Source organism: Quyinboa ferrireducens (genome assembly GCF_042436675.1).
Lineage (GTDB): Bacteria > Bacteroidota > Bacteroidia > Bacteroidales > UBA5342 > JBHJHP01.
Genome location: NZ_JBHMVA010000006.1, coordinates 154,464 through 175,123 on the forward strand (window position 1 = coordinate 154,464; position 20,660 = coordinate 175,123).

Here is a 20,660-nt window from a genome sequence, read left to right on the forward strand (position 1 = left end):
TGTTCCATGATTAATAATGAAGATCCTACATTCAGACAACACTTTACAAACAAATGATTCCCGGAATATGATCGAAATGAATCCCTTCTCCAAAGTAATTCGATTATCAAAGAAATTTACACTCTTTGCTTTACTCGGATTATCGTATGTATTTTTATCCTACAATTATTTTGGGGGCTGGTGGCACTCATCAATTGGTACAATAGCCATTTTGACCTTTAGCTTCTTTATTTGGGGCAATGATTTTCTTGGACAGACAGGCCTTAAAATGAAACCAATAATAATTCTTAAATCACTTGTTGCTGCTATTATTTTAACAGTCGTAACATACCTGATAATGAAATATATCGCTGATAAGGAGGAAATATTAATTAAATTCACTAATTGGAAAAGTTATTATCATGGTGTATTTTATGTTCTGAATGAGGAAATCATTCTTGGAGCAATGCCTCTGATATTACTCGTCCAGAAGTGGAAACTAAAACCGATTATCGCATCGGTGATTTTAGCATTATTATTTTCTGTAATTCATTTTGTCTTCTATAAGTGGTTGTTTAATGATCGGGGAATTATCCAGGTTGCAACCCTGATTACCTTATTCTTCGTTGGAATTATTAGAAACAACCTGATAATTCAAACCGGACATATTGGTTATTCCTGGGCTCTCCATTTTGGGTGGATGGCGGTAATGTTTGGAAGTGCGCATCAGTATGTGTCGGATCATTTAAGAGTAAGCGAACCGGATAGGTTCAATATTTATTTGGGCTCTTATGAATTGCTGATTATTTCGGGTATTCTCGTTGGATTAAGTATTATTTACCTGATGAAAAATGGCACAGTCCACAATAGCGGATCTACAAAACCATCAGCTACAATTTAATACGAACATACAGTTGGAATTATGATTATTCAAAATTTTAAAACCTTTAACGGACAGCATTGCGAAACTACAGCAACCGGAAGTCTGCTCTACCAGCTTGGGATTGAACTCTCTGAGCCGATGCTCTTTGGAATCGGAGAAGGATTGGGGTACATTTTCTGGAATATGAAAATTATGGACTTCCCGTTTATAGGAGGAAGAATAAAGCCAGATGTCTTAACAGAGAATATCTGCAGAAATTTAAATCTGCACCTTGATGTAAAAGAAACTTCTTCTATAAAAAAAGCCTGGGATAATGTGAAATGCCATTTAGACACTGGGAAAGCGGTTGGGCTTAAACTTGACTGTTATCACCTGGATTACTTCACTAATAAAATTCATTTCGCCGGGCATTACGCATCTATCTACGGCTATGATGACAAATTAGCTTACCTAAACGACACGAATCAACAAGGAAGAGATGCCCGTACGACTTTAGAAAATTTAAAATTAGCACGCAATGAAAGAGGTCCGATGTCATCAAGAAATCGCTCCTATACAATTACAAAAAATGGAGAACTGCCCGATTTGAAAAAGGTAATAAAAAGGGCCATTCTTAACAATGCAACTGATTTTCTGAATCCGCCAATACAAAATATAGGCTATAAAGGAATTCTCAAAACAAGTTCAGAAATCAAAAAGTGGTTTAAGGATAGTGAGAATAGTGAAAAGGATTTCAAAACGTCTGCCTCGTTAATGGAACGAGGAGGGACAGGCGGTTCTCTTTTCAGGAATATGTATCGCGATTTCCTTAAGGAAAGTTCAATGATTTTGGAATCAAAAGAGTTAAAAGAAGCTAGCGAAAACTATGAGGAAATAGCAATTTTATGGAAACAGGTAGCAGATTTATTTGAGAAAATTGGAGATACAAAAAATATTATTTACGTAAATCAAGCCTCTGATATATTAATTGAATTATCCGAAAAAGAAAGAATTACAATGGAAACGTTAAAAAAAAATTTGTCAAATGGAAAGTATTTAATCTGATAATCAATGTCTTGACAGACATGACGTAAAAATGACATAATAATGACGCTAGAGTGGCTTAATGTAAAATCTAGATTTGAAACGAATTTTAAAAATCAAAAGCAATGAAAAATCTAGAACTATCAAAAAGAATTAAAGGATTAAGAATCCGTAAAGGATTATCGCAAGAAGAATTATCGGAAGAGACAGGACTTAGCTTAAGAACCATTCAAAGAATTGAAAACGGAGAAACTGAACCACGAGGTGATTCTTTGAAAAAAATAGCAACATCCTTAGGAGCATCTCCCGATGAACTGATTGATTGGACGATTAAGGAGAATCGAGGATATTTAATTTTTCTAAATCTTTCTTCACTCAGTTTTATATTATTTCCGATTCTTGGAGTATTAATTCCATTTATCATGTTAACTGCTAAAAAGGATAAAATTAAAGATATCAATAAGATTGGCAGTTCACTTGTTAATTACCAAATTACCTGGAACTTAATTGCACTACCCTTCTTATTATTCTTTTTTACTCTTTTAATTAAAGGTCTGTTTTTCCACAGTGGAATGGTTGATTTTTCCGATTTATTAGCAATTGCATGCTTGGTTTTATTATACGTTTATAACTTCATATTAATTTTAATTAACTCGGTAAGGATATATAACGATAAAAACGTGAAGTATTTTCCCAAAATAAGATTTATGAAAATATAAATTTGGGGATGAACTTAGAAATACTTTCAGAAAAAATGATAGATAAGTTGATACATACAATTAAGCAAAATGAGGATAACTGGAAACAGTTTCATGATTTGTTTATAGAAAATGAAGTTGCATCGAAAACTGTTCTGTTGAACGAGGGAGAGATTTCAAACAATATTTATTTTATTAAAAAAGGTTGTTTACGTGAGTGGTTCAATAAAGACGGGAAAGATATAACATTCCAGTTCTTTTTTGAAGGACAACCAGTTGCATCAATTGACAGCTTTATGAATCGGGAACCCAGCCTTTTTACAATTGAAAGTATTGAACCAACTACTATTCACACAATTGGCAAAGCAGACTTTGAAAAATTATTAAATATCTACCCTGCATTTAAAACCGGATTTCAGGATTTCATTTTTCAACGATTCAGAAATTATGGACAGCTTTTCCTTTCAAGGATAAAGGATACACCCACAGAGCGATATCAGGATCTCATTAATAATCACCCGGAAATAATTAAACGAATACCACAACATTATATCGCATCATATTTAGGGATAACATCCATTTCGCTTAGCCGGATTAGAAACAGAAAACCAAAATGATTAATTAACAATTGTTATCGTTGAATGGAAAACCATTGAAGAACTTTGCTCAAAAAATATGAGACAAAACTTCTTCAAAACAGAATCGAAATCTACTTCATTTTTAGGTCTTAATACACGGAAGTGTAACGCATGCTGGAAATGCATAAATATATGTTCCAAAAATGTGATTAGCCGTATTAATCTGCCATGGCATAAACACGTTAAATTTGTTAACCGTTCTGAATGCATTGGTTGTATGAAATGCATTAATATATGTACCGCAAGTGCCATTTTTAAACTGTCCTAAAAGTGATTCAGATGAAAAAACATCATATCAGGCTCATTATAAACCTTGGATTACTTTTTGGGGGATTCACAACAGTGTTTTCAGGACTTTTAATTCAAGTGCAATATCATATCGGTAATCATGGTAATGACATAGCAAATAAATATTCATTAGGACTGGATTATTCTTCATGGTCGGTGATTCATAAGATCTCAATTATTATGCTTTCTGTTTTGGCTGTTTTTCATATTTCAAGGCATTGGAAATGGTATAAAACAGTAATTGCAAAAAGATTGGTAACTAAAAATAAGCAAGTGTTTACATTAACGGTAATTTTTGTTGTTGTTGCAATTACCGGATTTATTCCATGGATTATAGATTTATTGGAAGGAAGTGAATTGAATCGCAAAGCTTTCATCGAGATTCATGATAAAATTGCAATTATTCTTTCAGTATACTTTACGCTGCATATTATGAAACGATTGAAATGGTTCTTAGCTACAATAGAAAAAATGAATAAAAAAACGACACACAACGCACGGTCATAAAACAGATGGTTTCAGTGGCCTGCGGGGCTTAGTTCCGCATTAGCTTCTGTCCAGGTAAGCAGTACCAACCTCTGCAAACCCACCCCTTGTACCTAATTTATATCACCCATAATGAACATTTAAGGATAAAAAATATGTTGTATGTAAGAGTGTAAGCTAAAACAGCTCTGGTATCCGGTAGTAGAAAAACACAGATGCCACCGAAAATTGTCGTTTGACAAAAGAATAGAATTAAAGATGAACCAAGACTTATTATTACATCTAAAGCAGATATTGCCATTATCGGATAGCGAACTGGAAGACTTTATTAATAAGTTCAGAAGGGTTCACCTGAAGAAAGGAGAATATTTTATAAAAGAGGGACAATTAAAAAAAGAGCTGGGGTTAATTATTAAAGGCTGCATGCTTTGCTATTACAACAAGGATGGCGAACAGGTAATCGATGAGTTTTCTTTGGATTATGAATTCATAACAGACTATTTCAGTTATTTAACCAATACGCCGGCTGTAAAAAATGTAAAGTGTATTGAAGATACCGATTTGCTGGTATTACCGTTTGATCAGTTAAATTCTGAGTATGGGAATAATCCTGACTTTGAAAAAGTAGGTAGAATTATGGCAGAAGGCCTTTTCATCAATACCCAGGAAAAGGCAAAATCGATGATGATTGATGATGCGGAAACGCGGTATTTAAAGTTAATATCAAAAAGATCGGACCTGGTTCAAAGGGTTCCTCAATATCTGATAGCCTCCTACCTTAACGTTAAACCAGAAACTTTGAGCAGGATTCGAAAAAAAATAGCAACAAAATAATTTCTTGATCCAGGTCAATCACTTACCATTATCACTTGCTGTAATTTTGATCCATTGATAATTTAAAACAATAAACAGATGGACAAAAGTTATTTAGTATTAGGAGCAACAGGTGGTATAGGTTACGCATTTACCAATGAATTAATTGCAAATGGTATAAGAACCTCCGTATTTGTAAGAAATGAAGAAAAAGCAAAAGCATTGTTTGGAAACAATCCTCTGATTGAGATTATAGTTGGTGATGTAACCAATCGTGAGGAGCTTAAGAAAGCTGCATCCAATAAGAATTTTATTTTTTGCGGGATAAACACCCCTTACCAGATGTGGGAAACACAGATGGAAAGGATCATCTCAAATGTTATTGCATCCGCCGGACAAAACAGGTCAACCATTTTATTTCCAGAAAATAACTATGCCTTTGGGAACATCGGCACGCCTATTACAGAAAACATGGTTCCACAACCAGGTACTAAAAAGGGGAAAATCAGATTGAATCTGGTAAATCGCTTACAGGCAGCCGCAGATAAAAAAGAATGCAAAGTAGTTATTATCAGATTACCTGATTTTTTTGGCCCCAATGTTACAAATGGTCTGATAAAACCCATTTTTAATGAAGCGGTAAATAATAAACCTGTAAAATGGATGATAAACGCCGATATTCCACACCAGTTTGCCTATACGCCGGATGTGGCCAGATATTTCTATCTGCTTTCGCAGGAAGATACATTGCAGGAATTCTTCCTGATTAATTATGGAGGGATTACGGTTGACAGCATGAAAACGTTTAGTAAAAAAATCAGCGAAATTCAAGGCAACCCGGATCATGTTAAAACAGCTCCTAAGCTAATGCTGAACATCCTGGGTTTATTTATTCCCGAATTAAAAGAACTGAAAGAAAATTTTTATCAGTTTGAGAATAGTATCATACTTGATGACAGTAAATTAAAGAAAATGTACCCGAAAGTCAGGAATACCAGCCTGGAAGATGCATTAGAAAATTCTCTTCAATGGAGTAAAAACAATAGCCATTCCTATTTGTAAGCAAATAGTCTGCTCCGCTCAAACCAAAACGTACCGGAAGATTGCGAGTCACGTTTAGTAACCGCCTATAAAGGCGGTCCGGAGTTCACTCACCAAAAACAAAGTAGTGTTCCGTATTAAGGTCAGTTTGGATTAATAATGTGGAACAAAAAAAGGAAAGAGTCGCATCAGAACTCATAATTTAAAACGGGTTCACAGAACTATATGCTATCATGTCCTAAACACTTGGGCTACTCCGTTGTTAAAATTTAGGCTTGTTAGTGAATCTCAGCATAATGATTAAAAGAATAAAACTTCGTATAATGATCAGGCTTGTTACAATAATTAGCACAGCATTATTGATATCAGGATGTGAACTGGACTTGCAGGCTCTGCCCGATTCAATTGAAACAGAAGTAAACAAAGCTGTTGAGAACGGATTTGACGGCATGATTGTTTACGTCAATCAGGCCGGTAAATCGTCATTTTACAGTGCCGGATGGAAGAACAGAGAATATCAGATTCCGGCTGATCCTCATGCACTGTTCAAAATAGCGAGTATCAGTAAGCTTTACATAGCCGCTGCAACCACCAAACTGGTTGCCGGTCAGTACCTGTCACTGGATGACACACTCTCCCGGCTCATTCCGGAGGTTGAAGGAAGAATTGAATATGCAGACAAGATCACGCTGAGAATGCTGTTACAGCACCGGAGCGGTATTCCCGATTTTTTATTCGATCCCGATTTCAGGAACAGCAATACCGAAGAGGATTATTTAACTACTGCCTCATTAATATATGATGAACCTGCTGATTTCCCTCCCGATAAAAAATACAAGTATTCCAACACAAACTATTTGCTGATCGGAGAAATACTCGACAGAACCTTAGGGTATTCACATCACGATTATATTAAAAACAATATTCTGGTTCCGCTGGGCTTAAACAACACATATAGTTTATACAGCGAAGCAGACTCCAACGATGTGATGAGTGGCTATTACATCGGTTACGAAGCCGATCTGAAATCAAACGACTTTACCAGGCCGGGAGGATCGATGGTGGCCTCGGCGGAAGATGTTGGAATATTTTTACGGGCCCTGATCGATGGCACGTTACTCAATGAGAAAGAACAGGCCATTTATTCCTCTGTTTACGAATATGAGCATACCGGCTGGATGGATGGTTATACAAGTATTGCCCGATATCACAGCGACATAGATGCCGTGGTTGTTCAATTTGTAAATACCAGCAGCAATGAGATGTACTGGTTAAAACTAAAAAGGGTTTATAACAGGATTGTGAGGATCCTGGAAAAAGATTATTAAAACACCATTAAACAAACTATGAAGCACTATCTCCTTTTAACTCTGATCAGCATGATCCCTTTATTTAGTGACGCACAAAACAGTGACTCAACCGGTAAATTCGGATTTGTGATAAATTCAGGCCTGAATGGAGAGATTAATCCAATCCGATTGGGTCCGGGCGTAACCTACAATAAAGGGAATAATCAATTGGAACTTGGGTTTGGACTTAATCCGTTTACCCGAAAAGATCAAAGAATATTAAGCTGTGACCTGAATTATAAATACTTTCCAAACGGAACCACTAACAAATTTAATATGTACCTGATCACTCGTTTTTCTTACATCTATAATGCGAGAGACACCTATTTCCCGACCACTTATAATTATCTCTTTCTAAACGGAGGATATGGTTTTGAAATCAACGCGTTTAAGGGTGTATACTTAGGAACGAATATCAGTATCGGATCATTCACTTACAGCAAAGACTCCGAAAATCCCTACCCGGGCTTTGCTAAAAATAAACTGTTTGATGAGTTAGGATTTAATCTTGCCACTCAATTCAATGTTGGGTACAGATTCTGAATAAACTAGTTGCAATTGCATACATTTTTAATAATGAACCAATGAATAAACCAATAAAACGAATCGTCAGAATAGCATTGCTGGTTGGAACAATCGCCTCCATGTTCTTTGTGCCGTGGATTTTAGTTAAGGCCTGGATTTTACCACTACCTGACACAGTTCAGGAACAATTGAATGAAGCTGTTGACCTTGGATTTGATGGCATTATTGTCTATGTTGACGAAGCTGGTAAGCAACCTGCGTTTTATGCTGCCGGACTAAACAACCGCGAAAACAAAACACCAGCCAACCCACACGCCTTATTCAAGATTGGCAGTATTAGTAAACTTTATAATGCGGTTGCTGTCGCAAAACTGGTACACAGCGGACGTTTATCACTGGATAAAACATTGGCTGATTATTTACCTGAGCTTAAAGGGCGGGTTGAAAATGCTGAGAAAATTACACTGAGAATGATGATTAAGCATCGCAGTGGCATACCCAATTATACCGCTACCCCGGGTTATTGGGCAACTCCGCCAAAAAGCAACCAGGAAAACCTCGAATTAATTCTTGATCAGCCCGCTGATTTTGAGCCGGGCAAAAAGTATGAATACTGCAATACGAACTATTTGCTCCTTTCCGAAATTATGGATACCGTTCTGGGGTATCCTCATTATCAGTTTATTCAGGAGGGAATTTTAAACCGGCTTCATCTTAAAAACACGTTCGCTTCGGTTAATGAAGTCAATACCGATAGCGTGATGAGCGGCTACCATGTTGGCTACCCTCTGGATTTAAAAACCGACGACCGGGGAATGGTAGCATCAGCCGAAGATGTCGGCATATTTTTGCGTGCCTTAAACGATGGAACAGTGTTTGATGAAGGAGAACAGGAAATTTATTCGTCCATTTATGAATATGAACATAAAGGCTGGGTTCCGGGATACCAAAGCATTGCCAAATACCACAAAGACATAGACGCAGTAGTCATTCAATTTACAAATACAACAGACCCTAAATTATACAACTGGAATTTAGCGGATATTGAATATGGTCGTTTATTGAAAATAATAAGAAAGACCAGTCCTAAGGTTTTGTAAATTTTATTGCCGTCACAGCGTATTATTTACACCCGGCTATACACACAAGATTGTCCGGCAAGCAATGCACGGACTATACCTCATAATCCAAAATGATACCTTATCAGATTTGCTGAACTAAAGACCAGTACATTATGCCCTGAAACCAAAATTATTTAAACGTAATGCTACAGGGTTACGAAAGTGATTTTTGTTGAGTTAATCCTATCCCCTTTTGTCTTTTATATCACTTTTTTATGTATTTTAGTCTCACCATAATGAAAAGAACCTGTATCGTTTTGATGCGCTCTGATATAACCTGTCATGCAAAAGAATCATCATAAGACACAAAAATTAAAGCAGATAATACCTGGGCTTTACATCCCAAATAAATGCGTAAAGCCGAATGAATGTCGGGATATATACTAGTTACCACTCTACTAAAAATATAGTGCAGACAAACAAGAATATACCGTATTATTTGACAGCAGCAGGCCTTTTCATCTTGCTGAAATTTGCCTTTACACTTGCTGACAATAACGATTTGATTTTTCTTCTCAAACCGACCGACAAACTTGTTGGACTTTTAACAGGTTCGCCTTCTGTATATCTTTCGGATAGCGGATATTTCCACGAACAACTCAACATCATTATTGACAAATCCTGTTCAGGTTTTAACTTTTGGGTTTTAGGTTTTCTGCTCTTTACTTATCTGACCGTAAGGCATTTTGATAAAGCAATAATTAAAATCCTTTCCATTCCGACAGCTTTAACCGGAGCATATATCCTGACAATTTTTGTAAATACATCGCGGATTATTGCTTCAATTGTTGTACAAACACAGACAAAAAATATTTTCCAGAACCAGCAACATATCATACATGAAGCTATTGGAATAATTACAAACCTGTCATTCCTTATTTTGGCTTATATTCTAATTGAAAAAAAATTTATAACTAAACGAAACCATGCGAAATTTACTTAACCCGAAATGGCTTTTTATTATAAACACCTTACCGTTAGTGGTCCTGTTTATTCTTTTCTTTGGTCAGTTCAATATCATTAAAACTTTATTGGATGATAACAGTATCCAGCTTTGGAAAACTTTCGGACTGTCGTTAGGAATTCTTGGCTTACTTAATCTTTTTTATGCGGTTTATTTGACTTTAAAAAAGAAGAGTATTTCTGTTTGGTATGGTTTAATTGCCCTGCTTTGTTATATACCTTACATTTACCTGTACGGCTATCATTTAGACCATATCTTTCCGTTTTCAATTCCGTCATGGATGCTTTCGGGTAACATCTATTTATTCGTTGGAACATTCCTGATGCCAACGCTTGTCTATTCTTTATTTGTTTTAGTTTCTCATTTCACACCTGAGAACAGGGAACACAAAGCCTGGGTTAATTTTCTAATTGCAATTGGGATTCCTGTTTCAGGGTACTTATTTTCACAAATCATACTTCCGTTATGGCAACGTGTTGAGGGTGATTTTTTTATTCATACGATTGTGGTTCTTGTTATTGCTGCCACATTAGCTTTTCTCTTTTTCTTAATCAGGGGTGTTTTTATACTTGCGTCTAAAAAGACGGAAATTTGGCAGAAATACCAGTTAGCCTGGAAAATTCCAATTGCACTGGTACTACCATTGCTGGGATTATCAGTAAACAATGGTTACCTGTTTAATAGTTTCGGCCCGGGTGGATCCGGAATTTTTGGAGATTTCAATAATGCCTGGTTTTATATTCTGGCCATTGTAAATGCTATAATGCTTTGTTTACCCAACCTTGAAAATAAGTTATACCGATTACTTGTATTTATTGGCCGAAGCATAACATTTGCTTACACATTCTATTTCTTTTTGGTGTTTCTCCCTTTCCTGCCTCTATCAGTAGTTGCAATTATTGTGATCGGATCAGGTTTTTTAATGTTATCCCCTTTACTCCTTTTCGTTATTCACATCAACGAACTTTCAAAGGATTTTACCTTCCTGAAAACGCAGATTTCAAAAAAACTTATTATCGGAATTTCGATATTGGGCATTCTGGTCATTCCGGCAATAATTACCAAAACATACCTGAAAGATAAAAGCGTTTTAAATGAAACACTATCTTATTTATATAGTCCTGACTACTCAAAGCACTATGACATTGATAAAGTTTCGCTTCAAAAAACACTCAATGTTATAAAAAGTCATAAAGACCACAGAGTTAGCACGGGTGGAATTTTTGGCAACGGGATTCCCTATTTGTCATCGTATTTTAACTGGCTGGTCATGGACAATCTTACCTTGTCTGACGCTAAAATTAATACAATTGAAAAAATATTTTTCGGCACACCATCTTTTGAGTTACCGCCTGAAAATATCCAGAATTACAATGTTCAAATCAGTAATATCAGCACAAAAAGCACTTACGACAAAACTCAAAATACGTGGAAAAGTTGGGTTGATTTAGAAATAACCAACAAAAACGGAAACCCCTGGCTATCTGAATATGCCACAACGATAGATTTACCTTATGGTTGTTGGATCAGCGATTACTATCTTTATGTTGGAGACGTAAAAGAGCCGGGTATTTTAGCAGAGAAAAAATCAGCAATGTGGATATTTTCAAACATCCGAAATGAAAACCGAGATCCGGGAATTCTATATTATCTGACAGGAAACAGAGTTGCTTTCAGAGTATTTCCGTTCGCAAAAGATGAAGTAAGAAAAACAGGAATTGAATTCTTACATAAAGAGCCTGTAAAACTAAACATTGACCATAATGTCATTGAATTAGGAAACATTGATGAAACAATTTATGAAAACATTGAAACCGAAAATATGGCTTATGTTTCAGCACAACAAAAACAAGATTTGAAGTCTGTTAAACGCAAATCCTATTTTCATTTTTTGGTTGACGCATCTGAAAACCAAAACAATAAGTCAACAGATTTCATCAAAAGAATTGAAAAGGTTTTAGCAAACAATAAACCACTTTCGGAGAACGCAAAAATCAGCTTTGTAAATATTTACGTAACGACTACAACATTAGGTAATGATTGGAAAGAACAATATAAAAATCAAACTTTTGAAGGCGGTTTTTACCTGGAAAGAGCAATAAAAACAACATTGGTTAATGCCTATCAGGACAAATCAGAAACATATCCTGTAATTGTGGTCGTAACCGACAGTATTCAAAATGCCGTTTTGGACAGAGATTTTGCAGACTTCAAATTCACATATCCTGAAAATGACTTGTTTTTTTGCCTTGATAAGAACGGAGATTTAAGAGAACATTCCTTAATGGAAAATCCAAAAAAAGAACTGCCGGAAACATTAAGAGAATGTATGTTTTGCGAAACAGTTTTGGAATACAAGCTATCAGACAATTCAATTGCCTATTTAAGAAACAACCATGAGCCAGATATCATTTTGAAAAAGGATGTATTTGATGTCAGGCAAACGGATGTTAAAGAAAGGGATTGGAAAACGGCCTTGACCATGCAGGGACTATGGAATTCGCAAAAATTGCATCCTGAAAACTCAGACAGGGAATGGTTGAATCTGGTAAAATACAGTTTTATCTCAAAAGTAATGACACCAGTAACATCCTATTTGGTTGTAGAGAATGAAGCGCAAAAGGCTATGTTAAAAAAGAAACAGGAACAAACTTTGGCAGGCAACAAATCATTAGACCTTGATGAAGACACGCAGAGAATGAGCGAGCCCGGTTTAATACTAATGATAATCCTACTCGGACTTGCTTTATGGTACAAAGAAAAAAGAAAAAAACGGTGGACAGAATAAAAAAGATCGAGTGATAACATCAGAGATATAACATTGGCAGTAAGTGGTTAACAGAACGTTCCGGCCCTTTTCTCCGGTAGTTGTAACCTGACAGGAAAGTGTGTCGAAAGGCCTAACGTATCAAATACCAATCCGTTAGGGAACAATTAAACTGATAAGAGATGAATAAATTTCACCAATTAATGAAAAAAACTATTGTTGTCCGGTTAAAAAACCGGTAATAATTAATGATTCTTCGCTTCATTTTATTACGCTCAGAATGACAGTCTCTTATGTTCATATGGGCTTGGAGGATGGGGTGGTTTTCGAATCCGTAGCAAACCAATCCATCCTCCAGCCCAACAGCCAGCAACTGCCTGTCATTCCGGGTGAAGCGAGCTATCTCTGAAGCTTTAACAGGATAACAGAAAAAAAATGATAATCTAAAAAACAAAGGATATATAAATATGGTAATGAAGAACATAACAAACTTAACGAAAACAGTATTAGTCCTGTTTACTTTATTATTCACTTACAATTGTTCAAAAGATGACGATGAAAAAGTTGAAATACCAACAGTTACCACAATAGGAGCAAGTGAAATTACACAAACATCAGCCCTATGTGGAGGAGAAATTATTTCAAACGGTGGTGCAGATATTACATCCCGGGGACTTTGCTGGAATACTAAAATCTCACCTACAATTGATGATAATATTATATTGGAAAATTCGGATATAAGTAAATTTTCAAATACAATCACAGGTCTAAAAGCATATTCAAAATACTATGTTCGGGCATATGCTACAAATAGTGCTGGCACAGGATACGGTTACTCATATTCATTTATTACAGCCTGGACAGACTCACTAGAAGACATTGAAGGTAATATATATAAAATAATAAAAATTGGAGACCAGGCATGGATGGCTGAAAACTTAAGAACAACCAAATATAATGATGGTACAGCAATTCCAAATGTAACCGTTGATACGATATGGAGTAATTTGACTACTGCCGCCTATTGCAATTATGATAATGACGAAAATATTGGCCTGTTATATGGTAGACTGTATAATGGATTCACCATTAATACAAGCAAATTGTGTCCCGAAGGATGGCATGTTCCAAGTGAAGATGATTGGTTGAAACTTGATAATTATCTCATTGAAAATGGATATAGCTGGTCGGATATCGTTGGATATAAATGGGAGATTGGAAAATCATTATCTTCAACTTCAGGATGGAAAGAATCCGGGTACAAAGGAGATGTGGGGAATAATCAAGCTTCAAATAATACCAGTGGATTCAATGCACTTCCGGTAGGTGCCCGCGGTGAAAATGGTCATTTTGTTGCATGGGGAACTAATAGTGCATTGTGGAGTACAACTGTATCAAGATATCATTCTGACATTACCAGAGTTTTCTTTTTAGTATATAATCAACCTGGTCATTTTAGCATAGATATCTATAATCAATATGGCTATGGGGTGAGATGTGTAAAGAATGACTTTTGATATAAAATTCTAAATAAAAAACGGTTGCAATAACCATAACCTTATATAAATGATGACACAGAAAAAGGCTACAGCAATCTTATTACTTATCTTATTCTTTTCGGCGACCTATGCTCAGGAAAAAAAAGAGGAATACAGTGCATTTATGAAAAATGGCATTGAGTACAGAACCAATGGGAAAGACACAATAATCGTCGTTGACCCTAAGCCTGAGTTTAAAGGAGGGGACGCTGAATTAATGAAGTATTTAAGTGATAACATCAGATATCCTGAAGAGGCACGCAAAAAGAAAATTGCAGGAAAAGTTTTCGTTAGATTTACCGTTGCAAAAAACGGGAAAATTATGGATTGCAAAATCGAGAAAAGTGTCAACCCTATATTAGACAAAGAAGCATTGAGGCTTATTAAAAGTATGCCAAAGTGGAAACCAGGGGGACAACATGGTAAACTAATTCCGGTTTCATATACGATACCCATTAACTTTATGCTGGAATAAAAAAACGATCGCCAACACAAGGTATGATACATGCGATAGTTGCCACAACACCATACCGCGGGAACGTTTTATCGCAAAGAATATTATTTTAAAAACGTATTGAGAAATTTATTGATTTTATATACTAATAATGAAAAAAATAAAGCCTTATCTAATCGAGTTCACAATAGTTACTGCTGGTGTTTTGCTTGCATTATTTTTGAATAACCTTAAAGAAAGTAATGATGCGCGAAAATATCACATCGCATCAATGAGAACCATAAATATGGAGGTGCAAGACAATTATTCTAACTTAAAAGGAGTAATTGAGAAACAAACTAACTTATTAGACTCTCTGACCAAATACACAGAATCTTCCAGAACACTTCTCGATATATTCCAGGAAAAAGGAGGTTTAACAATTGCCACAGTAAGCAATGCAGGATTAGATTTTTATAAAAAAGACCAGATTAATTCTATCGACTTCAAGATGATGTCGAAACTTATCCTTATGAATTATTTATCAGGTATGATTGATACCAAAATAGAAAAACTTAGTGATTTTATTTATCCAAATATGTTTAACAATTCAAAAGAAAGTAAGCAGATGGTAAGCTTTTATTTAAAGGATGTTTTAGGCACAGAGAATCAACTTATTACTACCTACGAAGATTTTATTAAAGAATATGTTGAAAATTGAAAACGAAATGAAACTACGGCAGCCAACAAGAAGTCATAGTGCATGCGGTTTTGTTTTAATCTGCAAAACCTTATTCCGTATGCCGTCGTTTTCGGCTTGACAGTCTCCACTTCGTGGGACAGTCAACCGCACGACACCATACCGCGGGAACGTTGGCAACCCTTTAAATTAAAAAATAGTGTTAAATCCAAATTTGATCATAATTTTCTGATTAATATGAAATTCTATAGATTACTTTACTTATTCGTCTTTCTGGGATTTTTAAGCTGTACTTCCAAAAAGAATAATGAATCCACTAATGATTATGAAAACTTAAAAATTAGAGGTTGGAACATTTTATCAAGTGAAGTTGAAAAAGGAAACGTAGCCCTCAACTCTGCAGAATATTATAATATTAATCATTTACAACTTTCTCACGAATTGATAATGGATTTAAAAGATGTGAGAAAAAAGAAAAAATTAAAGGCGACTTGTAAATTGATTAAAAAAGCACATCGGTCAGGTATTCAAAATGTATTAGTTTGGGATCATGCCATATACGATCTTGATTACTATCCAGATAAATTTAAAAATAAAGAAGGCTTAATCAATTTAGACGATCCTGAATTTTGGAAATGGTTTAAAAATGATTACAGGTCAATGCTGGATTGTATACCTGATTTGAACGGTATAGTTCTTACGTTTATAGAGACCGGTGCCCGCATTGAAAATCAATATTCTACAAAATGGACAACAGATTCAGAAAAGCTGGCAAATTTAGTAGACTCAATTGCAAGCGTAGTAATTGACGAACGGAACATGCAACTCTATATTAGAACATTTATGTATTACAAAGAAGAATTGAATGCTTTGATAGATTGTGTCAATTTGATTAGAAATCCAAAGGTTAAAATTATGACCAAAGAAGTCCCTCATGATTTTTTCCTTACCCATCCTGTTTCTACATTTATAAAAAAATTTGATAAGGAAGTGATAATTGAATTTGATTTGGGTCATGAATATAACGGACAAGGAGTTATTGCCAGTATCTTGCCTGAGGTAACAATTAATAGATGGAAATACTATGCGAAACAAAAAAATGTAATTGGATATGTTGCTCGTACTGACAGATACGATAAATCTCAAAACATTGGCAGGCCAACTGAAATAAACATTTATGCGCTTAAACGAATTTCTGAAGATACTTCACTCTCAGCAGAGGTAATAACAGAAGAATTTATAACTCAAAAATATGGAGAAAAACTAGTCCCATATTTAAAAGATGTCTTCCTTGAGACAGATGATATAATAACCTCTATATTTTATACTTTAGGCCTGCATACAAATTCTCATAGCAGACTCGATTTTGATTACCAAAGCAATTATTCCAGGCATTGTAGTGGGAAATGGTTAGACAATCCAACTGTTAAAGTTGAGCATAATGTGAATAAAAAATTTCACTACTGGAAAGATATAATTGAGCATTTATCTCCTGCAAGATATAAATCAAAAGAGATAAGCCCTGGAATACAATCTATTCTATTTAGAGAAGCACCTTGGGCAATTGATAGCAATTGGGTTAGTCCTAGCGAAAAGATGAATAAAGAATATCTTAATTATATTATTCGTGAAAAGGAATTTGGAGTGGAAAAAGCCAAATGGGCTGTGAACAAAATATTAAGTGCAAAACCATATTTTACCTCTAAAAGTGATTATAAAGAACTGATTTCTTTATATGAAAGAACATTATTAACAGCAAAATTATATTATTATTCGTCTAAAGCTTATTTTGGTTTTAGATGCTATCTTAATGAAGGTGAGTGTAAAGAGCTGAATTTAATAATTAAGGATGGATTATCGGGTATAAAATCGACATGTGAAGAAATGAATAAGTATCCAAATAAAGGGCATCATGGACAATTTTACTGGATTAAGGACATTGATAGAGCGAATAAATTGTATAAAAATATTACAGAGGGTTGGGGTACTTATGATAATAAGAAATTTGATTTATAAAAAAACGGTTGCCAACAAAAAATATACGTAATGCGGGGTGATGTACTAAATTTGAGCCTTAAAGCATTTAATAACCAATTTTGCGATTTGATAGCTTGGAGCTTCGAAAACCTGCACTAAACATTTTCAGCACGCTAGCGTGAATTAAAAAAAGCCAAAGAGTAATTTAAAGTTAGCTATAGTTAAGAAAAATCAAAGATGAATTATAGTATTTGAACAATTAAATACTCAATTGTCAATTTGTTAAAGCCAATGAAGAAAATTCTGTTTTATATGTTCGTTTTAATTCTTTTAACGAGTTGTATAGGAGAAAATAAGTGTGTAAAACATTTGGATTTAATCGGATATCGTGTGGCAGAGAGGAGCTTTGCAATCGACTATACAAAGAATTCAGAAACCATACGTAAAGAAATTAGTGAGGCTTATGGGTCAGATCTTTGTGAAATTTGTACTCGTGTTTTAATTAAGGTTCCTTTTGTGTTTAATGAAGAGAACGGATATCTGGGTGTTCTTGTGGATTATGGCTTTCCTGTTTGTAAGGACTGTCCTGTTTCATTCAGGAGCAGGTATTATTTTGATATTATTATCAATCAACAAAATCAACTTTTAGCAGAAAAAGAACCCTGTTCATTGGATTCATTATCTTATCAAATAGAACATTATCTTAACAGTGTAGGTAATGATCCAAATGTTCCCGAAATATACAGTGAAGTGAATTATAAATTAATCTGGTCAAACATTTCAGATAGCTCAATTATTGACAAGGTATTAAACATCATTACAAAAACGCACGCTGATTATATTGAAGGTTTAATGCTACAGGAAGGAATTAGTTTATGCGATATAAATTCTCAAATGTTAGATTCCCTAAAAAAAGTATATCCATTAAATATTGAATTCGATTTAGGCAAATGGAAGTATTTCGAGCCAGAACTTATTTTCATAGATTCAACTTTACCTGAAAACGATGGTCAGGAAATTGATGTATATTAGCCACTTACAAAAATTACACATTAGCCTTCTAAATATAAGTCCATAAATAATTTGAAAGTAGTATCGAAATCACAAGAATACTTCGTTAGATGATGGACCTAGAAATTGCCTAACAAATTAAATTCCTATTTGCATTACCGCCAATTCATCGTATATTTATCTCATCCCACGGCAAACATACTATTATGCGATTACCTACAACTTCTGCATCATGGTGGGGGCCGCCAAAAAAATTTGACCGCCCTCAGGAAGAAAGACGGGTCAGCTGGCTGGAGCTGTTTTACGACCTGGTTTATGTGATTGCCATTTCACGGATCACCCACCACTTTTCTTTGCATATCACCACCGAAAGTTTTTTTGAATATGCTGTTATGTTCATCCTGATCTACTGGGGCTGGGTGAACGGAAGCCTTTACCACGATATTCACGGGAACGATGGCTTAAGAACCCGCCTGATGACACTCTGGCAAATGGTTATTATTGCTGCACTGGCTGTTGTTATCGATCAAACCCAGGAGAACCGTTTTTTTAATATCATGGTCGTTTTGATGATCATGCAGCTGTACATCACCTATATGTGGTGGAGTGTTGGGTTTTACGATAAATCACATCGGCGCTACAACAGGCCGTATACCATTCTTTACCTGATTTCGCTCGCTTTGATGGCACTGACACTGTTTTTAAATTCAGAATGGCAGAAGCTCCTTTTCCCGCTGATCATTATATGCAATTATGCCCCTCCAATGTTCTCTGTGGTGTTGCTGAACCGTGACAGATCGGATATCGCACTGTCATCAAGCATGTTTGAGCGCATGGGATTGTTGGTAATTATTATGTTTGGTGAAGTAGTTCTGGGTGTGGTAAACGGCATTACCCAGACAAACGCCTCAGGGTTCTCAACCTGGCTTAACTTTACGCTTGAAATTGCAATTGTATTTGCCCTCTGGTGGATATTTTTTACGATCGTTGCACAAAGAGATGCTCAAAAAGGATTTTTAAAAGCCTCGTTACTTGAATACTTATTTATTCCCTTGCTTTTATCGCTTGGTCTGGTTGCTGTAAGCTTTACCGTATTCTTTGATACACACCACGAAATTCCGCTTCAAAAGCTTGGTTATGCCATTGCCACATTCCTGGTCTGCATCAGACTGATGATGCTATTTCTAGTATTGCCGGAAGGCATGCGTCCTCTGAAAAAGCCAATAGATTTTTCATTACTGATCACAGCAGCCGTATTTCTAATTTCAACATTTATCACTTTGCACATCAACAGGTTGTATTACCTGGCAGGTGTACTAATTGTTCTGGTAAGCGAGATCTTATTTCTGAATTTAAGGTATATGGCACTTCAGAGAAAGAAGGACGCATCAAATTGAGTAATCTTGCATTAAAGGTTATCTCTAAATATAACATTTCGAGCACTTTAGTTGGAAATATAACAACTATAGAATATCTTCGTATGGTGTTTGAAAAAACATAACCTGAAAATCATGACATGAACCTGTTTAAAAACAAATGTCATAGAAATATTAAGGGGCACAAAACATGCTGATTGCCTAAGTCTAAAGATGTTTCGGTCCCAGGAATGAGGGTGAGATGCTTAAATTTCAGGGGATCCGACAGATAAATAACACATAGAATATCAATGCTACGATACATTACAAACTTAAGTTCCTGATAATATGAGAAAACGGAATTCAATCTGGCTTTTAGTCTTTCTATTACTATTAAGCTGTGAGTATATAAATACATCTGAAGATATTCAGTCTGAATTTATTCTTGCAGGAATTAATTCAGAGAAACTTGATACGCATACATATCCATCAGTACAAAAGATAACTTTCGAAAACGAAACTGCTGCCGGATATCCTTCAACAGTATATTCCGGCACAATATCACTCGACCTCAATTCTGATGGCACTAATGACATAACATTTTATTCATATTATGGTTATGCCTGCTCAATGGCCGGATGCTTTAAACCAACAAAAGCCTGTAAGGTTTTGAATACCGGCAATAACGAAATTGAAATAAATCTAAACCCGTTGCACCTGAGAGACACAATAGACAACAAATTAGACTGGAAAATTCTGGGCGCCGAATCAGATGGAGAACACAAGGTAATTTCAGCTACACTGAGTTCTTATACTCCTAAATGGACAAATAACGCAGAAATTGCCAATAATGTATGGAATTCAGGTGATTTGTACCTGGCCATAAGAATCAGGAAAGGCGACATCTATAAATATGGATGGATCAGGTTATATATTACTGATTATTATGACTTAAATATCAAAGAAACAGCCTGTGAAAAATAAACCCTTAATTTAAAATCTATGAAATGAGTACTTCTGCAGGCATTTTTGAAAATAAATTCACATCTTTGTTTGATGTCTTACATGGAG

General features: G+C 35.3%; 20 protein-coding genes. All 20 read left to right on the forward strand.

The window, feature by feature from the left end:
• The first annotated feature begins 16 nt into the window (after nucleotides 1-16).
• Nucleotides 17-880, forward strand: coding sequence for a CPBP family glutamic-type intramembrane protease (locus tag ACE01N_RS11065; RefSeq protein ID WP_380588527.1), 864 nt, complete (start codon nucleotides 17-19; stop codon nucleotides 878-880).
• Nucleotides 881-901: 21 nt separating this feature from the next.
• Nucleotides 902-1,906, forward strand: a complete 1,005-nt coding sequence (locus tag ACE01N_RS11070) for a BtrH N-terminal domain-containing protein (protein WP_380588530.1) — start codon at nucleotides 902-904, stop codon at nucleotides 1,904-1,906.
• A 104-nt stretch (nucleotides 1,907-2,010) separates the two neighbouring features.
• The gene (locus ACE01N_RS11075; RefSeq protein WP_380588533.1) at nucleotides 2,011-2,604 is read left to right on the forward strand and encodes a magnetosome magnetite crystal formation protein family; all 594 of its coding nucleotides are present in this window, start codon (nucleotides 2,011-2,013) and stop codon (nucleotides 2,602-2,604) included.
• Between the two features lie 8 nt (nucleotides 2,605-2,612).
• Nucleotides 2,613-3,200, forward strand: a complete 588-nt coding sequence (locus ACE01N_RS11080) for a Crp/Fnr family transcriptional regulator (RefSeq protein ID WP_380588536.1) — start codon at nucleotides 2,613-2,615, stop codon at nucleotides 3,198-3,200.
• A 58-nt stretch (nucleotides 3,201-3,258) separates the two neighbouring features.
• Complete coding sequence (locus ACE01N_RS11085) at nucleotides 3,259-3,489, forward strand: 4Fe-4S binding protein (protein WP_380588538.1); 231 nt, start codon at nucleotides 3,259-3,261, stop codon at nucleotides 3,487-3,489.
• A gap of 11 nt (nucleotides 3,490-3,500) precedes the next feature.
• Complete coding sequence (locus ACE01N_RS11090; RefSeq protein WP_380588540.1) at nucleotides 3,501-4,016, forward strand: DUF4405 domain-containing protein; 516 nt, start codon at nucleotides 3,501-3,503, stop codon at nucleotides 4,014-4,016.
• 237 nt (nucleotides 4,017-4,253) lie between these two features.
• Entirely contained in the window at nucleotides 4,254-4,829 is a 576-nt protein-coding gene (locus ACE01N_RS11095) for a Crp/Fnr family transcriptional regulator (RefSeq protein ID WP_380588543.1), read from the forward strand.
• 78 nt (nucleotides 4,830-4,907) lie between these two features.
• The gene (locus tag ACE01N_RS11100) at nucleotides 4,908-5,870 is read left to right on the forward strand and encodes an SDR family NAD(P)-dependent oxidoreductase (protein ID WP_380588546.1); all 963 of its coding nucleotides are present in this window, start codon (nucleotides 4,908-4,910) and stop codon (nucleotides 5,868-5,870) included.
• Nucleotides 5,871-6,172: 302 nt separating this feature from the next.
• Nucleotides 6,173-7,177, forward strand: coding sequence for a serine hydrolase domain-containing protein (locus ACE01N_RS11105; RefSeq protein WP_380588549.1), 1,005 nt, complete (start codon nucleotides 6,173-6,175; stop codon nucleotides 7,175-7,177).
• An 18-nt stretch (nucleotides 7,178-7,195) separates the two neighbouring features.
• On the forward strand, nucleotides 7,196-7,741 hold the full coding sequence (locus tag ACE01N_RS11110; protein WP_380588552.1) for a hypothetical protein: 546 nt from the start codon (nucleotides 7,196-7,198) through the stop codon (nucleotides 7,739-7,741).
• Nucleotides 7,742-7,782: 41 nt separating this feature from the next.
• The gene (locus ACE01N_RS11115) at nucleotides 7,783-8,823 is read left to right on the forward strand and encodes a serine hydrolase domain-containing protein (protein ID WP_380588555.1); all 1,041 of its coding nucleotides are present in this window, start codon (nucleotides 7,783-7,785) and stop codon (nucleotides 8,821-8,823) included.
• A gap of 430 nt (nucleotides 8,824-9,253) precedes the next feature.
• Entirely contained in the window at nucleotides 9,254-9,787 is a 534-nt protein-coding gene (xrtK, locus tag ACE01N_RS11120; RefSeq protein WP_380588558.1) for an exosortase K, read from the forward strand.
• A complete protein-coding gene (locus ACE01N_RS11125) occupies nucleotides 9,771-12,596 on the forward strand; it encodes an MSEP-CTERM sorting domain-containing protein (protein WP_380588561.1) in 2,826 nt (941 codons plus the stop codon). Before xrtK ends, ACE01N_RS11125 begins: the two co-directional genes overlap by 17 nt.
• Before the next feature lie 452 nt (nucleotides 12,597-13,048).
• Entirely contained in the window at nucleotides 13,049-14,092 is a 1,044-nt protein-coding gene (locus tag ACE01N_RS11130; protein WP_380588564.1) for a fibrobacter succinogenes major paralogous domain-containing protein, read from the forward strand.
• A gap of 49 nt (nucleotides 14,093-14,141) precedes the next feature.
• The gene (locus ACE01N_RS11135) at nucleotides 14,142-14,588 is read left to right on the forward strand and encodes an energy transducer TonB (RefSeq protein ID WP_380588567.1); all 447 of its coding nucleotides are present in this window, start codon (nucleotides 14,142-14,144) and stop codon (nucleotides 14,586-14,588) included.
• Nucleotides 14,589-14,718: 130 nt separating this feature from the next.
• The gene (locus ACE01N_RS11140) at nucleotides 14,719-15,267 is read left to right on the forward strand and encodes a hypothetical protein (protein ID WP_380588570.1); all 549 of its coding nucleotides are present in this window, start codon (nucleotides 14,719-14,721) and stop codon (nucleotides 15,265-15,267) included.
• 216 nt (nucleotides 15,268-15,483) lie between these two features.
• Nucleotides 15,484-17,262: a hypothetical protein gene (locus tag ACE01N_RS11145; protein WP_380588572.1), complete on the forward strand. Its 1,779-nt coding sequence runs from the start codon at nucleotides 15,484-15,486 to the stop codon at nucleotides 17,260-17,262.
• A 252-nt stretch (nucleotides 17,263-17,514) separates the two neighbouring features.
• Nucleotides 17,515-18,255, forward strand: coding sequence for a hypothetical protein (locus ACE01N_RS11150; RefSeq protein ID WP_380588575.1), 741 nt, complete (start codon nucleotides 17,515-17,517; stop codon nucleotides 18,253-18,255).
• A 185-nt stretch (nucleotides 18,256-18,440) separates the two neighbouring features.
• Nucleotides 18,441-19,631: a low temperature requirement protein A gene (locus ACE01N_RS11155; protein ID WP_380588578.1), complete on the forward strand. Its 1,191-nt coding sequence runs from the start codon at nucleotides 18,441-18,443 to the stop codon at nucleotides 19,629-19,631.
• Nucleotides 19,632-19,937: 306 nt separating this feature from the next.
• Nucleotides 19,938-20,573 (forward strand): hypothetical protein, encoded by a 636-nt coding sequence (locus ACE01N_RS11160; protein WP_380588581.1) that lies wholly within the window; start codon nucleotides 19,938-19,940, stop codon nucleotides 20,571-20,573.
• The last annotated feature ends 87 nt before the right edge of the window (nucleotides 20,574-20,660 follow it).

What these genes read in the sequence shown, in the direction of transcription:
- ACE01N_RS11065 (WP_380588527.1), top strand. Translation starts at nt 17, where the DNA reads ATGAAGATCCTACATTCAGACAACACTTTACAAACAAATGATTCCCGG.
- ACE01N_RS11070 (WP_380588530.1), top strand. Translation starts at nt 902, where the DNA reads ATGATTATTCAAAATTTTAAAACCTTTAACGGACAGCATTGCGAAACT.
- ACE01N_RS11075 (WP_380588533.1), top strand. Translation starts at nt 2,011, where the DNA reads ATGAAAAATCTAGAACTATCAAAAAGAATTAAAGGATTAAGAATCCGT.
- ACE01N_RS11080 (WP_380588536.1), top strand. Translation starts at nt 2,613, where the DNA reads ATGAACTTAGAAATACTTTCAGAAAAAATGATAGATAAGTTGATACAT.
- ACE01N_RS11085 (WP_380588538.1), top strand. Translation starts at nt 3,259, where the DNA reads ATGAGACAAAACTTCTTCAAAACAGAATCGAAATCTACTTCATTTTTA.
- ACE01N_RS11090 (WP_380588540.1), top strand. Translation starts at nt 3,501, where the DNA reads ATGAAAAAACATCATATCAGGCTCATTATAAACCTTGGATTACTTTTT.
- ACE01N_RS11095 (WP_380588543.1), top strand. Translation starts at nt 4,254, where the DNA reads ATGAACCAAGACTTATTATTACATCTAAAGCAGATATTGCCATTATCG.
- ACE01N_RS11100 (WP_380588546.1), top strand. Translation starts at nt 4,908, where the DNA reads ATGGACAAAAGTTATTTAGTATTAGGAGCAACAGGTGGTATAGGTTAC.
- ACE01N_RS11105 (WP_380588549.1), top strand. Translation starts at nt 6,173, where the DNA reads ATGATCAGGCTTGTTACAATAATTAGCACAGCATTATTGATATCAGGA.
- ACE01N_RS11110 (WP_380588552.1), top strand. Translation starts at nt 7,196, where the DNA reads ATGAAGCACTATCTCCTTTTAACTCTGATCAGCATGATCCCTTTATTT.
- ACE01N_RS11115 (WP_380588555.1), top strand. Translation starts at nt 7,783, where the DNA reads ATGAATAAACCAATAAAACGAATCGTCAGAATAGCATTGCTGGTTGGA.
- ACE01N_RS11125 (WP_380588561.1), top strand. Translation starts at nt 9,771, where the DNA reads ATGCGAAATTTACTTAACCCGAAATGGCTTTTTATTATAAACACCTTA.
- ACE01N_RS11130 (WP_380588564.1), top strand. Translation starts at nt 13,049, where the DNA reads ATGAAGAACATAACAAACTTAACGAAAACAGTATTAGTCCTGTTTACT.
- ACE01N_RS11135 (WP_380588567.1), top strand. Translation starts at nt 14,142, where the DNA reads ATGATGACACAGAAAAAGGCTACAGCAATCTTATTACTTATCTTATTC.
- ACE01N_RS11140 (WP_380588570.1), top strand. Translation starts at nt 14,719, where the DNA reads ATGAAAAAAATAAAGCCTTATCTAATCGAGTTCACAATAGTTACTGCT.
- ACE01N_RS11145 (WP_380588572.1), top strand. Translation starts at nt 15,484, where the DNA reads ATGAAATTCTATAGATTACTTTACTTATTCGTCTTTCTGGGATTTTTA.
- ACE01N_RS11150 (WP_380588575.1), top strand. Translation starts at nt 17,515, where the DNA reads ATGAAGAAAATTCTGTTTTATATGTTCGTTTTAATTCTTTTAACGAGT.
- ACE01N_RS11155 (WP_380588578.1), top strand. Translation starts at nt 18,441, where the DNA reads ATGCGATTACCTACAACTTCTGCATCATGGTGGGGGCCGCCAAAAAAA.
- ACE01N_RS11160 (WP_380588581.1), top strand. Translation starts at nt 19,938, where the DNA reads ATGAGAAAACGGAATTCAATCTGGCTTTTAGTCTTTCTATTACTATTA.